This window comes from Neisseria sp., assembly GCF_030527965.1.
In the GTDB taxonomy this organism is placed as follows: domain Bacteria; phylum Pseudomonadota; class Gammaproteobacteria; order Burkholderiales; family Neisseriaceae; genus Neisseria.
On sequence record NZ_JAUMZU010000027.1, the window covers coordinates 1 to 21286 of the forward strand.

Sequence of the window (21286 nt, forward strand, 5' to 3'; positions counted from 1 at the left end):
AAATTTCAAAAATATTAATTTCATGAAAGGAAATTATTATTTTCTTGCCTAATTTTCTCTTGGCAAAGACATGGAAGCCGTTTATATTATCTTCCAATAACATCTTCATTGCAGTTCCCAACCCTTCAGTTTGCTTTCCAGCGCTGTGATACCTTTTTCTCATATTGCCCCGCTTTCAGCTTACTGTCTTAAAACCATTGGATCTGCTAATAAATTGATATTCCTCATCTTCATTGGAGAACCCCATGTCTGCAACTCTGAGCCGCCTATTCGAACAAATCAAAAAACGTGATCCCAACCAACCCGTATTCCACCAAGCTGTTGAAGAAGTATTCAATAGCCTGGCACCTTTTTTAGAAAAAAATCCTAAATATACGCAATATGGTTTATTAGAACGAATCGTTGAGCCTGAAAGAGTCATTATGTTTCGTATTGCTTGGGTAGACGATAAAGGACAAACACAGGTAAACCGAGGTTACCGGATACAAATGAATTCAGCCATCGGGCCCTACAAAGGTGGTTTACGCTTCCATCCTACGGTAGATTTAGGCATCTTAAAATTCTTAGCGTTCGAACAAGTATTTAAAAACGCATTAACAACTCTACCGATGGGCGGTGGCAAAGGTGGTTCTGATTTTGACCCTAAAGGCAAGAGTGACGGCGAAGTAATGCGCTTCTGCCAAGCATTTATGACCGAACTATGCCGCCATATTGGTGCCGACACTGACGTACCTGCAGGTGATATCGGCGTTGGAGGCCGTGAAATCGGGTATCTTTTCGGTCAATATAAACGTATCCGGAATGAATTTACCTCAGTGCTTACAGGAAAAGGCTTAGCCTACGGAGGCAGCCTCATCCGGCCAGAAGCCACCGGCTATGGTACCGTTTACTTCGCAGAAAATATGCTGAAAACAAAAAGCGATAGCATTTCCGGTAAAAAAGTTTTGATTTCAGGCGCCGGTAACGTCGCGCAGTATGCAGCAGAAAAAGCCATCCAATTAGGAGCAAAAGTATTAACGGTCTCCGATTCCAATGGTTTTGTGAAATTCACTGATAATGGCATGACCGAAGCCCAACTAACCGCTTTAATCGAACTTAAAGAAATCCGACGCGAACGCCTGGCTGTTTATGCTCAAGAGCAAGGGCTACCGTACTTCGCAGACCAAAAACCATGGAATGTTCCATGCGATATCGCTCTTCCCTGTGCCACTCAAAATGAACTGGAAGAAAGCGATGCAAACACTTTATTATCCAACGGCTGCATTTGTGTCGCCGAAGGAGCTAATATGCCCTCTACTTTGGGTGCGGTTGAAGCATTTGTTAAAGCAAAAATCCTATATGCCCCAGGAAAAGCCTCTAACGCTGGGGGGGTGGCCACCTCCGGTTTGGAAATGAGCCAAAACCACATCCGGCTGTCTTGGTCTCGAGAAGAAGTTGACCAACGTCTGTTTGGAATTATGGAAAATATCCATGAAAACTGTGTGGCCAACGGCCGTGAGCACAACTATATAAATTATGTAAACGGCGCCAACATTGCTGGCTTTAAAAAAGTAGCTGAAGCCATGCTCGCGCAAGGCGTCGTATAATCAAATCTTTCGACTATTTTAAAGCCGCTTAAATAAATCAATTTAAGCGGCCTATTTTTTGACTCAATCCCACGAATGAGAATTTCACACCACTCTATTCGGGGTAAACTTGTTTTTATTTTCAAACTTCAAAAATTTTCGGTTTAACTACTTTTAGACTGTTATAAAAACATTGCTTTAATACTCGATATCCAATTTAAAACAATTCTCGTAACAGTTAAAAGATATGGTCACCATACGGCAAGTTTCCACTAATACAATCTGAAATCCCAATAAATCAACAGCCTTTTATATTCTCGCGCAAAAAAACCTAGCATTCCAATATGCTAGGTTGATCGCAAGTAATGTTTCTATACTTGATTTACTCAAAGGATATCTGCTATATGCTTTGCGGCCCGCTTAGCGTCTAGTAGAATCAAACCTAATTTTCCACTCTCTTTGGCCATCAAAGTCAAAACAGCATCGGAACCCGCTTGATTCAACAAGATATAACCTGTTTTGCCTTTAACCATAACTTGGTCTAATTCACCACAAGCCAATTCTCCGGCGGCATGGCTACCCAGAGCCAACAAAGTTGCAGACATAGCACCTACTCTGTCTTGATCCAATGTTTTAGGCATCAATGTTGCAATCGGCAGGCCGTCCGTTGAAATGACAGCAGATGCAATAATATCTACAGAGGTTGCATTTAAATCACTCAATACAGACATCAAAAGTTGTTCGCGCATATTTCTTCCAATTCATTTAGTATAAGCAGCTAACTGTCTTTTCGTTTTCCCACAGTAGCTAAAATTCATTATTCATTTAAATAAATGATTAATGAGCTGCTTTAATAAGTTATATTAACGATTGCTCAATGCTTTAATTAAAGAAACAAAAGCTTCTTGATTCAAATCAGGAGCACCTCCAATTACTAAAATCAATTTATTTTTTCCAATATACAACGGAAAAAAAGTCAATTCCGTCTGACCTGAAGGATCACAAATCCCCCATGCCGTATGATGGATATTCAGATTATTTTTCAACAGCAATTGGTGACGTTCACCCACCGCAACCACTTCACTTGCCAAAATACCTACTTCTTCAGCAGTTTCATGATGGAATCCTGCGTTGGCAAAGTATAAACCATTTTGGTCTGCCAATAGAGCCTTACCCACATTCGATAACCTACCTAATAACTCAGGAAGCTGCTCGTCCGCCAAGTAAGCATTATCTACTGAAGGCAACTCGTCCCCATATAGAAATTCTAGACGCTGCAAACGATACAACAGATTGAGCGCTATATTAATATCACTTGTATCAGACCATGCAAGCAATTTTTCGGCACTAATCAATTCATCGGCATTTGCCTTTAACAGACCATGGAGCAAAGTACGGCTAGCGCTTGCTGTATTGTTTGAAACAGCATAATAGGCACCAGCAGGTGTAATTCTTGGATATAAATTTGCTTGTAAAGAAAGAGTTGTGTCCATTCTTATACCTCTAAACCCGGATCAATAGAGAACAACATCGCACTTACCAATTGTTTCACGTCATCTTCTTGGCGGGCATCAATTTCAAAAACAGGAACATTAAAATTATTCTGCGCCAAATATTTCTGATAAACCTCTATACTTGGCAAAGAACGGACATCCATTTTGGTTACGCCCACTACCAATGGCGCTGTTTTCAACAAATCCTTAAATGCATCTAAGAAAAAATTAAGATCTTTTAGAGGGTTAGTTCGAGTATTATCTAATAGTAACACCAGTCCCATACTCCCTTTACTTAAAATGGTCCACATAAAATTGAAACGTTCTTGTCCCGGAGTCCCATACAAATGAACCTTAGTTTCTTCATCCAATCGAATGACGCCATAATCCATAGCTACTGTTGTATAGCCTTTACGCACTAATGTCATATCAGAAGCACGCGCATCCGTTTGAACAGGAGGATCATCTGATAATGCACTTATTGCCGTTGTTTTACCCACCCCAACCGGACCAGTAAATATAATTTTATTTTCAATCACTTACAAACTCCTCATTTACCAATCAGTTTACGCATCAATCGGTTCAGTAAACCCCTCGGCTGTTCTTTAGAACCACTGGCAGCACGCTCTGCATCGCTTGACATTTTCTTATCTGTAACATCATTACTGTTTACATTCATACTCGCAGATACATCCGGTGTATGGGCAGATGCACTAGTCTGAGTTTGTTGCGCAACAGTAAACTCATTATCCGTTGCCAGAAACCCCGTGACATAAGTTGCCGCGATATAATTTAAAATATCCGACATGTCTAAGGGCATAACTTTATATAAGACGTTCAAATTAACCGATGTTTTAGTCAAAAAAGCAGATAATCGCATCGACTCGGGAACCGGAGCCAGTCGCGTCAAATTAGGCCATCGTTTCAATGTAAAAACGGTCTGTGGCGTCAATGGATAAACCAAACGACCCTGAGCCGTCCAAATCGCCATTTGCCACAAACAAGACATAATGGTCACTTTCGCTTTATCTTTCCATTGCGGATTATCAGGAACCGCTTTGCATACGACTTCAAGACTGTCGTCTTTACACATGCGTTCCAACTCATCAGCGCCAACTGTTAATAATACACGTTGAATAGTGGGAAAAACAATCAAAATAGGTTTTCCGTTATTTAATACAGCCGTATCCTGCTGACGGGCGCTCGCCATCTTTAAAGCACCTAACAAGCCACTCTGAGGATTGAAACGTTTAATGGTCGCTTTTCTATGTTCATTCGACGAATGCGTCGAAGCGGGCTTGGCAGCTTCTTCAGGCTTCGCTTCATAAACATTTCCTCCTTGAACCAAACTCCGCAAGGTAGGAAAAAGGGTATCAAACTTAACAGGTTTTGCCAGATAGGGCGCCGTTAAAATAGGTTTTTCAGATGAAAACACAACTACTGGAATATCACCATATTGTTGACGAGATTCGTGCCAAGGCAGCATACCCCGTTGAGTATCTACATCCACTAGAACCATATCCGGTTTCTGGTCCGCACCATATTCAACAATTTCATAATTGGTCGTATTGTGCATTTTGAATGCCATTCGGAAAATAGCGCTCTGTTGCTCACTAAAATCCTTTAGCATAACCCGTACTGTTTTGACTTTCGGTAACAGACTATCCATTATCGGTACTCTTATCGTTATTTAGAAATTTCATTAACACGTTGCAACAAACGGCTCATCGCCAACACTACCTCTTCCGGTAAATTTGGTGCTCGTTCTCTCAACAACCTGACGAACTTCTCCAAACGATCCCAGTCTTCTGATCGCTCATACAAATCAAATAGCATAATATAAAGTTGGGATTCCTCCGGATATTGCAGCACTGCTTGCTCCAATGTATCCATAGCCTGATCCAACTGACCATACATCAGTAGAGATTCCACTTCTTTAATTGCCATATCTGCCGGAGACATATTTCCGTTATCCACAGAATCATTTTGCAATACCAAATCGCGATAACGGGCTTTCAATTGACGTTTCGAAGGTTGTAAATAACCTTTAGCCAAACCAATTTCACGAATTTTCTGCTCTGACGGCCCTTTTTCAAGATCATCAAATAACTCATGTTGACCCAAACTATATCCCCAGCCAAGCATGCGCTCTTTTACTTGGCGTCCGTAAGATCCTAAAGAATAATATAGCTTCCATAGATGCCCTGCGAACTGCTCAACTTCATGGTGTTGGTAATCTAATTTAAGCGCGTCGATGATAAGCGCAGCAGGTTTTTCCGATTTTTGAATCGCACGGTTATATTGTTGTAATGCTGTTTCATAACCAATCTGATTTTGCAGGATTTTGGTGCTGCGTTCCGGCTTAACAAAACTCATCACTGCGCTCATCTCTTCATTAGACAAGTCGCGTAAATCTTGGGAACCTTTGGCAACCACAATCGCACTACGCCTCGAAATGCGTTTTTCCGAAGACAACGCAGAACCAGAAATATTGGAACCGGATGACTTTGAATAAGATGAATCATCAGCACCCAAACCGGTTTGTTCTCCAATTTGATGTGCCACTTCTTTCATGCCCCAATTCAACTTACTCTCTGCAACTACGCGCAAAGACAAGTTGTTTGAGTCTTGCATTAGACCTTCTCGCACATAACCCGACAAACTGTCTTTGGGTAAAATATCAGCATGTTTGTCTAAGGTAGTTGCAAGCAAATCTATATTACCTGTACTCAAACTCAGATTGGCCAATTCATGCACCAATTTTTCAGGTGCACTGCCTTCCATATTATTTAAATACCCAGCTAATGACGCAGCGGCTTTGTCTTCATAACCGAATTGCTTATAGACCTGATATTCGGTCAATGGGTCGACTTCTTTAGCAGAAACAGAAGTTGCACTAGGATCAATGCCACCCGCATCCCATTCCCAATCTTGATCATCTGTCTCCTCGACAGATTGGCTGACCATATCCAGCCATTCTTCGGCCGGTTGCCCATCGGTTTGGCTACGCTTTGCCGACGGTTTTGCCGCAAGCTTGTCTCCCGCTTTGTTTTGCTTTAAGCGCACAAAAAGGGCTACCACCACCAGCGCACCCAATAGTCCTATTAACAGCGAGTAATTCAAGAAACTCTCCCGATATATACAATAAGCCCATAAATATCTAATTTTTCAAAATAATTACATCTGAATAATATTTACAGGCTGTTGATTCCTTAGGTTTGGATAATAACATGACTTACCCATACCAGTCATTTGACAAATATTTCTTTACCCTAAATAATACCGATTATCTCAAAAAAAGACCGACGGACTCAACATGTGCCGTTTGTGGAAACATATTCATAACACCTACCTCTTTGAATTTATAACCTTTTTTAATTATTACATTTGCATCCCTTGCAAATGTTGCAGGATTGCAGGAAACATACACTATCCGCTCAGGCATAAATTGCCCTTGCAGCGCTTTAACAACCTCATAAGCACCACTTCTCGGCGGATCCAACAGCATTTTATCTAATTTACCCCAACGGGCAACGGTTGCTTCCTTAGTAGTGAATAAATCTGCCACTTCAAAATACGTATTCTCTGAACAACCGTTGACTTCTGCGCTTTTAACAGCACGGTCAACCAAATAATCAGCCCCCTCAATCCCCAACACCTGAGCGCCGGTTTTTGCAAGAGGAAGCGTAAAATTACCCAGTCCACAAAATAAATCTCCGATTCTTTCCTCTGCATGAGGCCCAAGCATTCTCATCGCTCGAGAAATCATTAAAGCATTTACATCCTGATTAATCTGCGTAAAATCACCTGGTCTAAAGGGCATTTTTATATCAAATTCAGACAAAGTATAAAACAGATCCGGCATGTTTTTCGGATAAAACGGTCGAGCTTTTGCTTTTCGAACTTGCAACCAAATCTGCCATGGCTCCGCTCCACACGATAAAAACTCATCTGAAAATTTTTTCAAACGTTGCAAATCTTTTTCAGACAGGCTTTTTACTGAACAGATATTCAAAACAGTTACTGCCTCCCCTACCAAAAATTCTACCGCTTCTATTTCTGCTTCCGGCGATAAACTTTGCAACAAATGACGCAACGGATCAAACAGCCGATCAATTTTTTGAGGTAGAACCGGACACATGGTCAAATCCACAACTTCATTACTACGACGAGATTTAAAGCCCAGCATCACCCTACCTGCAGATTTTCTCTTCACACTTAATCGTGCTCGATGCCTGTAGCCCCATGGTTGAGCATAAATAGGCGGTAAGATATGCTCCGGTTTCACTTTACCTATATGCAGCAGCTGCTCCTCCATGATTCTCTGCTTATAGGCCACTTGGGCCTCTGCCGAAGCATGTTGCAACACGCATCCGCCACACTCTCCGAAATGCCGACACTTCGGCTCCACACGATCCGACGAAGGCGTGTGAATCTCAGTCACTTCCGCCTCATCGAAATGCTTTTTACTACGTACTACACGGAACTCGACCTCTTCATATGGCAACGCACCTCGAATAAAAACCGTTTTGCCATCCACTTTCGCCACGCCGCGCCCTTCATAATCAATAGCAAAAACCAGCGCTCTATTATTATCCACACGTTCCCTCATACAAAATAGCCTTATACACCCTTACAACAACTATGGCCGAAAAGCGGATATTTTCTCACAAAACAACTGAAAATGCGGTATGATTTCTTACTTTGCGTACTCCGCAAAACACTTTGATTATTAACCATAACACGAATACACATAGATAATAAAATGAACAAAACCGGATTAGGCCTGCTTATTACCACATTCAGCAGCATCGCTACAGCCAACACGCCCGTTCCCGATGCGCAACCTTATTCAACAGGCCAGCATGTCGTTATCAATATCCCCCAGCAAAGATTGTTTCTTTATACCGACGGCAAGCTGACCAAAATCTATCCCGTCGCCGTAGGCAAAGCAAGCACCCAAACCAATTTAGGGCGCCATCTTATCGGCGTAAAAGCTTACAACCCGACCTGGCACATCCCTAAATCCATCCAGAAAGAAATGAAAAACGGGCAGACAGCCATTCCTCCGGGGCCTAATAACCCATTGGGTCCGGTATTTGTTCGTCTGGGCGACCCAAAACTTGGCTTGGGCATCCACGGCACCAACGCACCGGCCAGCGTTCCCGGCATACGCAGCCACGGTTGCGTACGCATGAAATCACCGGACGCCCTAGAATTTGCCAAAACCATCAGCTCCGGCTCGCCCGTTGACGTAATTTACCAAATGGCTTCGCTCAATGCCGATGCCAATAATAACCTCTGGCTCGCCGCCTTCCGCGACCCTTATAACCAAAAAAATCTGGACACCAAGGCGCTGCAAGCCAGCATCAATGCTTGGGCAAAAGCACACGGTAAAACCGTACATACAAAACGAGTAGCCATCATTTTGAAAAACAAAACCGGCTCACCCAACTGCATTACCTGCGGTTCAAAAAGCGGTAAAGCACCCGATATACTCAAATCACTCGCCTGGACCAGTGGTTCTGGCGAACTAAGCAAAACAGTCGCACCTCCGCCCAAACCCGCTCCTCAGCAAAACCAAGTACTGCCTGATGGCAGCGAAATTGAAATCGACGCAGATGTGCCGGCCAATGCCAACCCTTTCGCATCCAGTGCACCTGTCACTGCACCAGAACCAGACAATTATCATCCTCTGTCACCCGCTTCAGGGTATAGACAAGAAGATGACGATGGTACGCAGAATCTGTTTTAATTCGGCAATAACCAAATCAAATGCCTGTCTAAAATCAATTCATTTCAAACAATATATCTAGATAATCATAGTATATTTTAAGTAAAAAATGAAAAAGCTCCTCCTTGAAACAATTTAAGTTATGCAAAACACTTAGATAACATTTTAGAGAGAAGCTGTAAAATAAAAAAAGCGGACTTTGTGTTCCGCTTTCTTATTTCTTAATCTTAATATATCAATTAATGATGCACGTCTTTCCAGTATTCTTTCTTCAAGAAATATGCCAATGGCAGCATTATTGCAAATAAGAAAATCATAACAACATAACCTAACTGCTTACGTTTTTGCTGGGCTGGTTCTCCCATATAGACCAAGTATGTTACCAAATCTTTTGCATAGTTATCGAATTCCTTATCAATCACTTTGCCATCGGGTGTACGACGACTGTGTAAACCGGTAGATTGCCAATAAAGTTTAGGAACTGAAACGCCGTGTTCATCTTTCTCCCAAACGGGCTGACCTTTGGCATCTAGTTCGACGGCTCTGATACCTTGTTGCTCCCACAAAGGATGCGGCATACCTACCTTATCAAACACAACGTTATTCCAACCAGTCGGGCGAGTCGGATCTCTATAGAATCCACGCAAATAAGCATATAAATAATCTGCTCCGCGCGAACGTGCAATCAATGTTAAGTCTGGCGGCTCTGCTCCAAACCATTTTTTAGCATCCGTAGGCTTCATAGCCGATTGCATCACATTACCTATCTTATCAGTGGTAAACATCAGATTTGTTTTGATTTGATCTTCAGTCAAACCAATATCTTGCAAACGGTTAAAACGCATTCCCGTTGCAGAATGACAAGATAGGCAGTAATTGGTGAAGATTTGTGCACCGCGCTGCAATGCCACTTCATCCCCTAAATCGATATCAACTTTAGGATAATGCCCAGAATTAGCTAATGCCATACTCATCGGAGCTGCCAATAACAAGGCAGCAAACCAGCTTTTCAAGGTTTTTTTCATTTTGCCGCCCTCATCAAATATTAGTTGCAAACAGGTAAGCACCTGCAATGGTAATAATGGCGTAAACGAAAAACATAATTTTCTGTTTACCCGTACTCATTGTTACACGTTCAGGAACTGGTCGGTTTTTATCCAACTTAGTGTAAAACGGCATGCCTAAAAAGAATACAAAATAGACGACGGACAAAATACGCGCCACGATAGTACGAGTATCAGAAGCAACCAACGCACCGAGAATTCCCAAACCAATGAAGGAAATAATAAACAATACCAACATGGTTTTGAAAATTGGGCCGCGATAGCGTACAGATTTCACAGGAGAACGATCAAGCCACGGCAACAATGCAATCAACACGACGGCAGCACCCATACCAATCACACCCCAAACCTGAGTACCGAAAAATGAAGGAATGGCACGCAAAATAGCGTAGAAAGGAGTGAAATACCATACCGGCGCAATGTGGGCTGGCGTTTTCAAAGGATTTGCGGGGTCAAAGTTAGGCGCTTCCAGGAAATAACCGCCGCCTTCCGGCGCAAAAAACATAACTGCGCAAAATACAATCAAAAACACTACCACACCTAAGATATCTTTTACAGTGTAATAAGGATGAAACGGGATGCCATCCAACGGAATACCGTTTTCATCTTTCAGTTTTTTAATTTCTACGCCGTCCGGATTATTGGAGCCGACTTCATGCAAAGCAATCAAGTGAGCAACAACTAATCCTAGCAGAACCAAAGGAACCGCGATCACATGCAAGGCAAAAAATCGATTAAGCGTTACATCCGAAACGTTGAAGTCGCCACGTATCCAGGTTGACAAATCTGGACCGATAACAGGAATCGCACCGAATAAGTTAATAATTACCTGAGCACCCCAAAACGACATCTGACCCCATGGCAACAAATACCCCATAAATGCTTCTGCCATCAAGGCCAAGAAAATCAGAGAACCGAAAACCCATACTAATTCCCGCGGTTTCTTGAATGAACCATAAATCAATCCACGGAACATATGTAAATAAACAACGATGAAAAACATGGACGCTCCGGTCGAGTGCATATAACGGATAATCCAGCCTCCGGAAACGTCGCGCATAATGTATTCCACTGCCGTAAAAGCAGCAGGCATATGATAGGAATTCAGGTTACCATCTGGCTTATAGTTCATGGTCAGAAAAATGCCGCTGACAATTTGAATCACCAGCACCAGCATGGCCAATGAACCGAAGAAATACCAGAAGTTGAAGTTTTTCGGCGCGTAATACTCGGTTACGTGCTCTTTCATCATTTTAGACAAAGGGAAACGTGCGTCCACCCAGCCTAACAATGATTGTTTTTCATTATTGGTTTGGTTTGCCATGATTTAGTCCCTTTATTTATCTTCGCCGACCAGAATAGTGGTGTCGGACAGGTATTTGTAGGGGGGAATAATGAGATTGGTTGGTGCGGGAACACCTTTGAAGACACGGCCGGCCAAATCGAATTTGGAACCGTGACAGGGGCAGAAAAAGCCTCCCTTCCAGTTCGGCCCCAAATCGGCCGGAGCAATATCAGGACGGAAAGTTGGCGAACAGCCCAGATGAGTACAAATGCCGATGGCTACCCAAATGTTTGGTTTGATGGATCGCAACGGGTTTTTACAATATTCCGGCTGATGATCATCAGTTGAATTCGGATCAGTTAAGGCACTGTCTAGCGTGGGTAAGTCTTTTAGCTGCTGCTCTGTGCGATTGACAACCCAAATTGGTTTGCCTTGCCATTCTGCTGTTGTCAGCTGACCTGCTTCAATCTTGCTCACGTCGATTTCTACGGGCGCACCTGCGGCTTTCGCTTTCTCCGAAGGAAAAAAGCTAGCTAGCAAAGGCGTAACCACACCAACGGCGGCAACACCGCCTGCTCCGGCAGTGGCTAACGTTAAGAATCGGCGGCGGCTTGTGTTAATTTCTTTATTATCCATTATTCAGTCATCCTAATTTTTGGGAATACCGAGCCATTAAACTGTGTAATTCTAACCGATTTTTCTTGTTCCCTTAAAGTATTATTTAAATTAACGTAAAGTTTTATAGTAAACTTTGATTTTAAGCAGGATTTAGTTCGTCAAAGTAGTAAAGCTTAACGGGAAAGCGTTTTTCGAGGGCACCGCCCAAAGCCTGTACGCCATAACGTTCTGTGGCATGATGCCCGGCACTGATAAATGCTACGCCTGTTTCATTAGCCAGATGATATTGTGCTTCTGAAATTTCTCCTGTGATATACGCATCGACACCTTCATTAATAGCTTGATGAAAGAAGCCTTGAGCACCACCTGTGCACCATGCTATTTTATTGATTTCTTTAAAATTATTACCAATCACAATAGGCTCTCTTCCTAATTTTTCAGACAAAGTGGCCGCCAAAACATTTAACGATTGGGTTTTAGGCAGGCATCCGATATTCAACAGATTCTGATCACCTGTTTGACGTTCCGTAAGCCATCCCATACGCTTGGCGAGCTGTGCGTTATTACCCAATTCCGGATGGGCATCCAACGGTAAATGATAACCAACCATATTGATTTGATGTTGCAACAATGTTGCAATGCGCGTTTTTTTCCACCCTGTAATCGTAACAGGCTCGTTTTTCCAAAACATGCCGTGATGCACCAGTAACATATCGGCTGACTTCTCCACTGCATATTCAATCGCAGCCAAGCTGGCAGTGACCGAAGTTACAATAGTGGCTACCTCATTCCTTCCTTCAACCTGCAAGCCATTCGGGGCATAATCGTTAAATGCCGAAACTTGAAGGATTTGGTCGCACCAGTTCACAATTTCTTGGCAAGTAGTCATCAAAAGCTCCTTTCATTTAATGACAGGCTCTCACAAAATGAAAATGAATGCCTACCTGAAATGTTATATTTTACCTTGTTACTCTTTATCTTACCAAATAAGCTGACTTTACCGCCCCCAGCTAGTCACTTAACCGTTATGATTTTGCAATATGCGTTTTACTTTATTCTTCCTTCTTTTCAACGATCGCATATGAAATGGGCAACGCCTAAAGAAACAAAAAGCCTGTCTGAAAAGAAATGTTTTTCAGACAGGCTTTTTGTTTCTCGTTAAACTCACGGCGACCATAACCAATCGGGTACCAAAGGTGCTTCCACACCCCAATGTTCAGGATAATCCACGCCGGTAAGATATAGGCCGTCCGGCATAAAGGTCGGCGGTGCTTTCAAACGACTTTTCTCAACCAACAAATCTGAAAAATCCTGCACGCTCAATTTCCCACACCCCACATACACCAAAGCGCCCATAATATTGCGCACCATATGGTGGAGAAAAGCATTCCCATGCAAATCCAATGCCATTAAAGAAGGCGTGCCGCTCAGCCGTATACTGTAAAGTGTTTTAATCGGAGATTTCGCCTGACACTGTGATGCTCGAAAACTGGAAAAATCATGTTCTCCCTCCAAACAAGCTGCCGCAGTCTGCATCAATACGATATCCAATGCTCGATGTGTCCACCCAGCCTTTCCAATCAATAATGGCGAGCGTACCGCAGAAGACTGCAAAACATAACGGTAGCGCCTACCCGAAGCATCAAATCGTGCATGAAACCGAGGATGAGCCCTCTTCGCACACAACACCGCCACTCCCTCCGGTAAATACGCATTGACACCGCGTATCCAAGCCTGCTCAGAACGAATGGCAGTCGTATCAAAGTGGACAACTTGCCCTGTTGCATGAACGCCTGTATCCGTGCGCCCGGCTGCCACCACATTAATTGATTCACCTGCTATTCGGCTCAGCGCATCTTCCAAAACGGCTTGCACCGTTAAAACATCGGACGTTTGTTTTTGCCAGCCGAAAAATCGACTGCCATCATAAGACAATATCAATAACCAACGTTGTTGCTTTTCCATATTAATCAACCATGGTTTCACTCATAATCAACACACTCATTCAACCCAACCAGCAGCACCGATTACCCACACACAAAAAGCCCGAGTATCACGCTCGGGCTTTTCTCAAAACCATTATTTTCAGACAGGCATTATCCCAACTCTGCCAACAATGCTTTAGACTTGGCCAAAATTTCACCGCTGGCCTCTTCCACTAATTCATTCAATGTTTCACGAGCAGCCTCAGGATCACCGATTTCAATATACATCTGAGCCAACTCATATTTAGCTTCCAGTGGCGCGGTCATCCCAACAGATTCCGAAACGAATCCGACTTCTTCATTGTTACCATCAATTTGAACGCTATCCCATTCGATAACAGTATCATCACCTGCCTCGGTAATATGCGTATCTAAGAAATCCTCGCGCTCTTCCGTATTATCCTGCACAGAAGCAAATGCCGATTGGTCAAGCTCCTCCGAGGATTCTTCCAACTTCACATCCTCAGTAACAGATTCGGGCGCTTGCTCAGGTACCTGCTGGGTTTCAACCACTTCCAGTTCTGCGATATTTTCTTCAACTGCTTCCAGCTCAGGAGCAACTTCTTCAACAGCAGGTTCCACTTGAACGGGTTCTTCCACCTTTTCTTCTTCAGCTGCCACCTCTACAACAGAAGACTCTTGCTCTTGTTCAACTGATGCAACTTCTTCTTCAGCAACGGGCTCTTCAACATGAGCAGTTTCTGTTTTAGATTCTGTCGAATCCTCAGACAAATCAAACTCTAGTGGAGCATCTTGATGTTCTTCTGCCATGGCAGACTGAATCTCTTCCGCTTCAACCACATCAACTTCGACTACATCATCATTTTCAACACTGGCAGATTTGGGCTCTTCTTCATAAATACTGTCGGTAGATTCAATCTCATCCCAGTTTGCATCACGACGCTTATTGGTTTCTTCATCATTGGTAACAGCACTGCTAACAATGCCCACCTGGTCATCCAACGAGCTTAAATCAATATCAACATTACCAGCAGGCGCTTCTTCCGGTGTTTTGGCTTCCGCAACATCATTAAAGAAAAGGCCGTCTTCTTCTTTGGCTGATTGAGCAACGGCAGTTTCCACGTTAACAGCCGCTTTTTCTACGGGCTCCGCCTCATTCGAATCAACTACGCCAGCCTCTTGCTTAGCATCTTTCATCTTATTAAAGATAAATAATGCCAGCAAACCAATAGCCGCCAAAATAATCCAAATTAAAGACGAACTGCTTTTTTCTTCATGCCCAACATTGGAAGCCTCTGCAGAGACAGATGACCCCGCTTCATGTCCCGCCGAGTTCGGCGCAGAAGCAGATACGTCATCTTGTTTTTGTTCTTTTCCATCAGTTGAGTTAGCTTTACCTTGCTCAACATTAACTTCAGTTTTTTTCTCTCCAGTTGCTTTACCTGAAGAAATTTCTAGCTCTTTTATCGGTTTGACTGTTTTCGGTTGTTCAGTCGGGTTTGCCTGTTGAGTTGGCTTCGCTTGAGTAGCGCCTGTATTATCTGTCGGCATTACTGTTTTTTCATTTCCGGCAGCCTGGTTATCTGCTTTAGAAGACTCGGGCGCAGCGGGAATGACTAATACATCACCCACTCGGATAAAATTAATATTTCCGTTTCTGAATACCTTAGGATTGGCTTTAACTAGAGCCCGAATGGTTTCCTTCAAACTCATATTGTCCGGACGGATACGGGCTGCAATATGAGCAACAGTCTCCCCCTGCCGAACAATATATTGCCCCTCTTCTTGCTGCTTAACAGACTCATTCGATGCGTTTGCTTCCGGGGCTGCTACAGCACCAAATGAAACAATCATAGAAACGGCTAATACAATCAGTTTGATACGGCTGTTAATTTTCAAAACTTGCCCCCTAAAGTTATCTCTCATAATACATTGTGCAGCATTCATAACAAATACTGCGGGAAATTTGACGACAATACGTATAAGTTACCCTATATGATATAGATGATTAGCCTTTTTTGCCAAACAAACCTGTATCTTTACTCATTTTAAATAACTTATTGCAACCTAAACGCTACGTCAACTACCAAACGGAACCATTTTTCAATCTGCACCATTCCATCCAAACAGTGTACTGTTTCATATTGCCTTAACATATCTTGATACTACAATCTACCTGACTCTGCTATGATAGCCGTTTATTCGCAAAGCCATCTCGCAACACCATGAAAATTTTAAGCGACCTAATCGCCGTTATCTTATTTTTCATTACCTACACTTTTACCAAAAACATTATTTGGGCAACTACCGTCGCTTTGATTATCGGTATAATTCAAGCGGCTTTCGCATGGGCTAAATACCGAAAACTAGATACCATACAATGGGTTAGTTTAATTTTAATTGTCGTATTTGGCGGGGCTACCATTATTTTCAAAGATCGTGCTTTCATTATGTGGAAGCCGACTTTGCTGTTTTGGGCAAGTGCTATTACGATTGCCGTCAGCCACCTGATGAAAAAAAACGGTTTGAAAAAACTCATGGGTAAAGAATTAACCCTTCCTGATGAGGTGTGGGTTCGTTTGACTTATATGTGGATAGGGTTTCTTTTCATCATGGGCATTATCAATCTAGCAGTGGCTTACCCTTTCACACTCGAAAAAGAGTTGATTTGGGTTAAGTACAAAATGTACGGTTCAACCAGCCTAACGATAGCTTTCGTATTGATACAAGGCTTTTATCTCAGCCGCCATATTTCTCAGGAGAACAAACAATGAACAAGCAATATTTTATGCTTTTGGCAACCGATGGCGAAAATACGCATGAAGCGCGCATGAAAGCGCGCCCTGCCCATCTTGCACGCTTGGAAAAGCTACAGGCACAAGGCGATTTATTAACCGCCGGCCCTAACCCCTTGCCCGAAAACGCCGAACGTTTTTCAGGCAGCCTGATTATTGCCCAGTTCGAGAGCTTGGATGAAGCCCAAGCATGGGCAGAAGCCGATCCTTATGTAGAGGCAGGCGTCTATGAAGAAGTATTGATCAAACCGTTCAAAGCCGTATTCAAATAATGGATATGAAAGAAGCCATTCAAAGTCGCTTGCAAATCTTGGAGCCCCAAGTATTCGAATTCCAAGACGACAGCCATCTACATGCAGGCCATGCCGGCAATCGTGGCGGCGGGCATTATTCGATAGTTGTGGTAAGCAAGCATTTTGAGCAGCTTTCCCTGTTGCATCGTCATAGAAAAGTTAAAGAAACCCTGCAAGACTTATTTACCCAGGGCCTAATCCATGCCTTAAGCATGCGTACATTAACACCCGACGAATATTTTTCTTAATTCTCAATTACATGAAAGCATGATTTATTATGAAAAAAACCTACTTAACCGCCTTACTCGCTTTATTATCCGCCAATCTGATGGCCCAGACCATTGTTACGGTTAACGGCACGGCAATCGACAGCGCCACCATAGACGTCGTTGTGAAAAACCTTCAACAACAAAACAACGGTCAACTTCCCGACAGCCCGGAACTTCGCAATGAAGTTACCCGTCGTTTAGCAGTAAGTACGGTTGTTGCTCAAGAAGCGAAAAAACTCAAATTGGATCAAGGTGCTGAGTTTAAGCAAGCAATCGAACAAGCGCGTGCGGCTGCTAAAAAAGAAGGAGCCGACAAACAGCCTTCTTTCCAACAAGAATGGGCTCTTTATGAAACCGATTTACTTAACCAAGCCTATTTTGCCGATTTAACGCAAAAAAATCCGGTTAGCGAATCCGATTTAAAACAGGCTTATAGCAAATTAAGTAACTATTATAAAAATACCCAGGAAGTCCAATTGGGTGAAATCATCACGAATAACGGCGCTGATGCCAAAAAAGCCATTGGCGAATTAAAAGCCAAGAAAAGCTTCAAAGATGTGGCAGCCAAATATTCCACCAATCCGAACGCAAAAAAATCAGGCGGCATTTCAAACTCCTATATCCCTTTGAAAGATTTACAACAGGCCAATCCGCCTGTTTATCAAGCCGTTAACAGCTTGCGTAAAGGTGCTTACACCGAGCCTCCGCTTCAGGGCAATAACGGTACCTACGCTATCTTTTATATCAATGACAAACGAAACGTTACCATACCGCCATTTGAGCAAATAAAACCTCGTTTGGCCGGTCAGTTGCAAGAAGGCCGTATCACGCAAGCCGTAGATGGTTTGATGCAAAAAGCCAAGATTCAACCTGCCAAATAAGGCTCCTTTATTTTTAAAGAATATTAAACATTATGAAAACGAAAGTATTATTAACCTCACTAGGCCTCGCTCTGACGAGCATGGCATTGGCCGCACCCACAATCGACAAAGCACGCATTGACAGCATGTCGACTCTCTTGCTGAAACAAGCGGAGCAAAATCCGCAAGCCCAACCGGGTAATATCGATGGGGCCGAAATCCGAAAAGTTGCCACCCAGCGCGTGCAAATTATGGAAGTTTTGAAAAATGAAGCCATTAAAAACGGCTTGAATAAAGATTCAGCCATACAAGCTCAGTTAAAAAACCTGGAAGCCGAAGTTTACGCCAACGCCTATACGGAATATCTTGAGAAAAAAGCGGAAATCGATGAAAGTGACGTGCGGAAATTGTACGACCAGATAGCCAAAACGGTAAAAATTCAGCAAGTTATATTTGATACGCCTGCCGAAGCCAAAGCAGCTCAAGAGTTACTGCTTAAAGGCCTGAGCTTTGACGATTTGGTCAAACGCTACCCGAAACAAAGCAAAAGCACCGATTCATTTATCAGCCCTCAAGATCTTGACCCTGAAATCGGCAAAATAATTTCAACCATGGCACGCGGTGAAGTAACCAAAGAGCCAATTACACTTAATGGAAAATTCTATCTGGTTAAACTGGCGGCGGAAGGTCGAAATCCCCAAGTGCCTCCGTTCGAGCAAATTAAAAACCAGCTTATCAGCCAAGCCAAGCAACAAAAAGTACAAGAGCAAATTATGCAGCTCTTAAAAAGCAACGGCATCAACCCTTAAACGCTGCATTATCATAGAAAAAGCCTGTCTGAAAAGTTTCAGACAGGCTTTTTATTGAAAGAACCAAATGGTTTCAGACAGGCATTACATCATGCCCATGCCGCCCATTCCACCCATACCGCCCATATCCGGCATAGCAGGTTTGTCTTCCGGGATCTCGGCAATCATGCAATCAGTAGTCAGCATCAAACCAGCGATAGATGCGGCGTGTTGCAGCGCGGAACGGGTTACTTTAGCAGGATCAAGCACGCCCATTTCCAGCATATCGCCATAAGTGTCGTTACCGGCATTGTAACCGTAGTTGCCTTTGCCTTCCAATACATTGTTCACGACCACGCTCGGCTCGCCGCCGGCATTTTTCACAATTTGGCGCAATGGAGATTCTACGGCACGCAACACGATTTGCACGCCGGCATCCTGATCAGCATTACCGGTATGCAGTTTTTCCAAAGTAGCGCGGGCACGCAACAAAGCAACGCCACCACCGGCTACGATACCTTCTTCAACCGCAGCACGGGTAGCATGCAGCGCATCTTCCACACGGTCTTTCTTCTCTTTCATTTCCACTTCGGTTGCAGCGCCGACTTTAATCACAGCAACACCGCCGGCCAATTTAGCCACACGTTCTTGCAGTTTCTCTTTATCGTAATCGCTGGTAGCCACTTCGATTTGCTGGCGAATTTCCGCTACACGCGCTTCGATCAGGCTTGCATCGCCGAAACCATCAATGATAGTGGTATTTTCTTTGCCGATTTCAATGCGTTTGGCTTGACCCAAGTCTTCCAAGGTCGCTTTTTCCAAAGACAAGCCCACTTCATCGGAAATAACCGTACCGCCGGTTAAGATGGCGATGTCTTGCAACATGGCTTTGCGGCGGTCGCCGAAACCGGGGGCTTTCACCGCAACGGTTTTCAGAATACCGCGGATGTTGTTCACCACCAAAGTAGCCAAGGCCTCACCTTCCACATCTTCCGCAATAATCAACAACGGACGGCTAGCTTTAGCCACTTGCTCTAACACCGGCAACAAATCACGGATATTGCTGATTTTCTTGTCAAACAACAAAACAAACGGCGTATCCAGACCGGCAATTTGTTTTTCCGGATCGTTGATAAAATAAGGAGACAAATAACCACGGTCAAACTGCATGCCTTCTACCACATCCAATTCGTTTTCCAACGATTTACCGTCTTCAACAGTAATCACGCCTTCTTTGCCTACTTTTTCCATCGCTTCGGCAATAATCGCGCCGACTTGTTCGTCAGAGTTGGCAGAAATCGAACCTACTTGAGCGATTTCCTTGGAAGTATCGCAAGGTTTGGCAATGTTTTTCAGCTCGCCTACCAATGCGGTAACCGCTTTGTCGATACCGCGCTTCAGATCGGTCGGATTCATACCGGCGGTAACGTATTTCATGCCTTCGGCCACAATAGCTTGAGCCAGAACGGTAGCCGTAGTCGTGCCGTCACCGGCCACATCGTTGGTTTTGGACGCCACTTCTTTCAACATTTGCGCGCCCATATTTTCAAATTTGTCTTTCAGCTCAACTTCTTTAGCAACAGTCACACCATCTTTGGTGATGTGCGGGCCGCCGAATGAACGGTCAAGCACCACATTACGGCCTTTCGGGCCTAAAGTTACCTTAACCGCATCGGCCAATACGTTCACACCTTTGACCATTTTTTGGCGCACTTCTGTGCCGAATTGTACGTCTTTTGCTGCCATTATTCAGTTCTCCAAAATAAATCGATTAAATCTTAAAATGCCTGTCTGAAAGACCAAAGATTGTGTTTGTCCGACAGGCATAGGGGTTTATTCCACAATACCGAAGATGTCTTCTTCACGCATTACCAGCAATTCTTCGCCATCCACTTTAACGCTTTGACCGCTGTATTTACCGAAAATAATTTTGTCGCCGACTTTTACATCCAGCACGCGTCGGTTTCCATCACGGCCCACTTTACCCGCACCAACCGCAATCACTTCGCCCATATCAGGCTTCTCGGCGGCAGAACCTGGTAAAACGATGCCGGATGCGGTTTTCTCTTCAGCTTCCAAACGTTTGACGACCACACGGTCATGTAAAGGACGGATACCCATAAAACTATCTCCATAAATTTTCAATTTCATAACCGTTTGTTTTGCTAAATACAAAACAAACCTCTTTTTAACAATAAACTAAATAAGGTTTATAAGCTATAAATTCAAGAGGGGAATATCTGATTTTTCCAGACAGGCATCGCTGATACTCTCAAAAACACGATACCCGTTTGTTTCATTTATATTTCCATCCAAGCAAGCCTAATCAACTTAGCATCTTAAACAATACCTATCATTATTATCGAAATTAATTATTCAACCTAATTCGATAAATTATGACATCATCAAAAATATTAATTCTTATCGTTTTTTCAACAAAGGCTCATCATTCAAAATTTTATTAAACTATTATCAAATAATAATTGCAAATGCTTCTCAATTTTATATAATAAAAAACATTACCTTCTTTTTCATTGCATAACGGCTGCAATACCTAATCAGGCCGTTTGGCATAA

General features: G+C 43.2%; 21 protein-coding genes. 7 read left to right on the top strand and 14 right to left on the bottom strand.

Features of this window, described 5'->3' with window-relative positions; translation table 11 throughout:
* Nucleotides 1-245: 245 nt before the first annotated feature.
* On the top strand, nucleotides 246-1586 hold the full coding sequence (gene gdhA, locus Q4A84_RS10540; protein ID WP_303088892.1) for an NADP-specific glutamate dehydrogenase: 1341 nt from the start codon (nucleotides 246-248) through the stop codon (nucleotides 1584-1586).
* 365 nt (nucleotides 1587-1951) lie between these two features.
* On the opposite strand, the gene Q4A84_RS10545 is transcribed toward gdhA, so the two are convergent.
* From Q4A84_RS10545 to rlmD, 6 genes are all read right to left on the bottom strand, one after another.
* Entirely contained in the window at nucleotides 1952-2314 is a 363-nt protein-coding gene (locus Q4A84_RS10545) for a roadblock/LC7 domain-containing protein (protein ID WP_009117308.1), read from the bottom strand.
* Between the two features lie 114 nt (nucleotides 2315-2428).
* Nucleotides 2429-3058 carry a peptidase M23 gene (locus Q4A84_RS10550; protein ID WP_303088893.1) on the bottom strand — a complete coding sequence of 210 codons (630 nt, stop codon included), beginning with the start codon at nucleotides 3056-3058 and terminating at the stop codon, nucleotides 2429-2431.
* Nucleotides 3059-3060: 2 nt separating this feature from the next.
* Nucleotides 3061-3597, bottom strand: a complete 537-nt coding sequence (locus tag Q4A84_RS10555) for an ATP/GTP-binding protein (RefSeq protein ID WP_303088894.1) — start codon at nucleotides 3595-3597, stop codon at nucleotides 3061-3063.
* An 11-nt stretch (nucleotides 3598-3608) separates the two neighbouring features.
* Nucleotides 3609-4727 (bottom strand): response regulator, encoded by a 1119-nt coding sequence (locus Q4A84_RS10560; protein ID WP_303088895.1) that lies wholly within the window; start codon nucleotides 4725-4727, stop codon nucleotides 3609-3611.
* A gap of 17 nt (nucleotides 4728-4744) precedes the next feature.
* Nucleotides 4745-6181 (bottom strand): M48 family metallopeptidase, encoded by a 1437-nt coding sequence (locus Q4A84_RS10565; RefSeq protein ID WP_303088896.1) that lies wholly within the window; start codon nucleotides 6179-6181, stop codon nucleotides 4745-4747.
* Nucleotides 6182-6344: 163 nt separating this feature from the next.
* Complete coding sequence (gene rlmD, locus Q4A84_RS10570) at nucleotides 6345-7670, bottom strand: 23S rRNA (uracil(1939)-C(5))-methyltransferase RlmD (protein ID WP_303088897.1); 1326 nt, start codon at nucleotides 7668-7670, stop codon at nucleotides 6345-6347.
* Between the two features lie 153 nt (nucleotides 7671-7823).
* Here rlmD and Q4A84_RS10575 point away from each other — a divergent pair, with 153 nt between their 5' ends.
* Nucleotides 7824-8813, top strand: coding sequence for a L,D-transpeptidase (locus tag Q4A84_RS10575; protein WP_303088898.1), 990 nt, complete (start codon nucleotides 7824-7826; stop codon nucleotides 8811-8813).
* A gap of 218 nt (nucleotides 8814-9031) precedes the next feature.
* Here Q4A84_RS10575 and Q4A84_RS10580 read toward each other — a convergent pair whose 3' ends face one another.
* The 6 genes from Q4A84_RS10580 to Q4A84_RS10605 form a co-directional block, all read right to left on the bottom strand.
* Nucleotides 9032-9817 (bottom strand): cytochrome c1, encoded by a 786-nt coding sequence (locus Q4A84_RS10580; protein WP_303088899.1) that lies wholly within the window; start codon nucleotides 9815-9817, stop codon nucleotides 9032-9034.
* Between the two features lie 13 nt (nucleotides 9818-9830).
* Nucleotides 9831-11180 carry a cytochrome bc complex cytochrome b subunit gene (locus tag Q4A84_RS10585; protein ID WP_303088900.1) on the bottom strand — a complete coding sequence of 450 codons (1350 nt, stop codon included), beginning with the start codon at nucleotides 11178-11180 and terminating at the stop codon, nucleotides 9831-9833.
* Between the two features lie 12 nt (nucleotides 11181-11192).
* Nucleotides 11193-11777 carry a ubiquinol-cytochrome c reductase iron-sulfur subunit gene (petA, locus tag Q4A84_RS10590; protein WP_303088901.1) on the bottom strand — a complete coding sequence of 195 codons (585 nt, stop codon included), beginning with the start codon at nucleotides 11775-11777 and terminating at the stop codon, nucleotides 11193-11195.
* A gap of 121 nt (nucleotides 11778-11898) precedes the next feature.
* Nucleotides 11899-12648 carry a Nif3-like dinuclear metal center hexameric protein gene (locus tag Q4A84_RS10595; protein ID WP_303088902.1) on the bottom strand — a complete coding sequence of 250 codons (750 nt, stop codon included), beginning with the start codon at nucleotides 12646-12648 and terminating at the stop codon, nucleotides 11899-11901.
* A 275-nt stretch (nucleotides 12649-12923) separates the two neighbouring features.
* Entirely contained in the window at nucleotides 12924-13724 is an 801-nt protein-coding gene (gene truA, locus Q4A84_RS10600) for a tRNA pseudouridine(38-40) synthase TruA (RefSeq protein ID WP_303088903.1), read from the bottom strand.
* A 131-nt stretch (nucleotides 13725-13855) separates the two neighbouring features.
* Entirely contained in the window at nucleotides 13856-15652 is a 1797-nt protein-coding gene (locus Q4A84_RS10605; protein ID WP_303088904.1) for a FimV/HubP family polar landmark protein, read from the bottom strand.
* Between the two features lie 278 nt (nucleotides 15653-15930).
* On the opposite strand from Q4A84_RS10605, the gene Q4A84_RS10610 reads away from it, so the two are divergent.
* Genes Q4A84_RS10610 through Q4A84_RS10630 form a run of 5 tightly spaced genes read left to right on the top strand, consistent with a single transcriptional unit; the run spans nucleotide 15931 to nucleotide 18731 of the window.
* Nucleotides 15931-16479 (top strand): septation protein A, encoded by a 549-nt coding sequence (locus Q4A84_RS10610; RefSeq protein WP_303088905.1) that lies wholly within the window; start codon nucleotides 15931-15933, stop codon nucleotides 16477-16479.
* The gene (locus Q4A84_RS10615; protein WP_303088906.1) at nucleotides 16476-16772 is read left to right on the top strand and encodes a YciI family protein; all 297 of its coding nucleotides are present in this window, start codon (nucleotides 16476-16478) and stop codon (nucleotides 16770-16772) included. Before Q4A84_RS10610 ends, Q4A84_RS10615 begins: the two co-directional genes overlap by 4 nt.
* On the top strand, nucleotides 16772-17041 hold the full coding sequence (locus tag Q4A84_RS10620; RefSeq protein WP_303088907.1) for a BolA family transcriptional regulator: 270 nt from the start codon (nucleotides 16772-16774) through the stop codon (nucleotides 17039-17041). Before Q4A84_RS10615 ends, Q4A84_RS10620 begins: the two co-directional genes overlap by 1 nt.
* A 29-nt stretch (nucleotides 17042-17070) precedes the next feature.
* The gene (locus tag Q4A84_RS10625; RefSeq protein WP_303088908.1) at nucleotides 17071-17943 is read left to right on the top strand and encodes a peptidyl-prolyl cis-trans isomerase; all 873 of its coding nucleotides are present in this window, start codon (nucleotides 17071-17073) and stop codon (nucleotides 17941-17943) included.
* 32 nt (nucleotides 17944-17975) lie between these two features.
* A complete protein-coding gene (locus Q4A84_RS10630; RefSeq protein ID WP_303088909.1) occupies nucleotides 17976-18731 on the top strand; it encodes a peptidylprolyl isomerase in 756 nt (251 codons plus the stop codon).
* 84 nt (nucleotides 18732-18815) lie between these two features.
* Here the strand turns inward: Q4A84_RS10630 and groL are convergent, their stop codons facing one another.
* Complete coding sequence (groL, locus tag Q4A84_RS10635) at nucleotides 18816-20456, bottom strand: chaperonin GroEL (protein WP_303088910.1); 1641 nt, start codon at nucleotides 20454-20456, stop codon at nucleotides 18816-18818.
* 87 nt (nucleotides 20457-20543) lie between these two features.
* Nucleotides 20544-20831 carry a co-chaperone GroES gene (locus Q4A84_RS10640; protein ID WP_303088911.1) on the bottom strand — a complete coding sequence of 96 codons (288 nt, stop codon included), beginning with the start codon at nucleotides 20829-20831 and terminating at the stop codon, nucleotides 20544-20546.
* Nucleotides 20832-21286 lie beyond the last annotated feature (455 nt).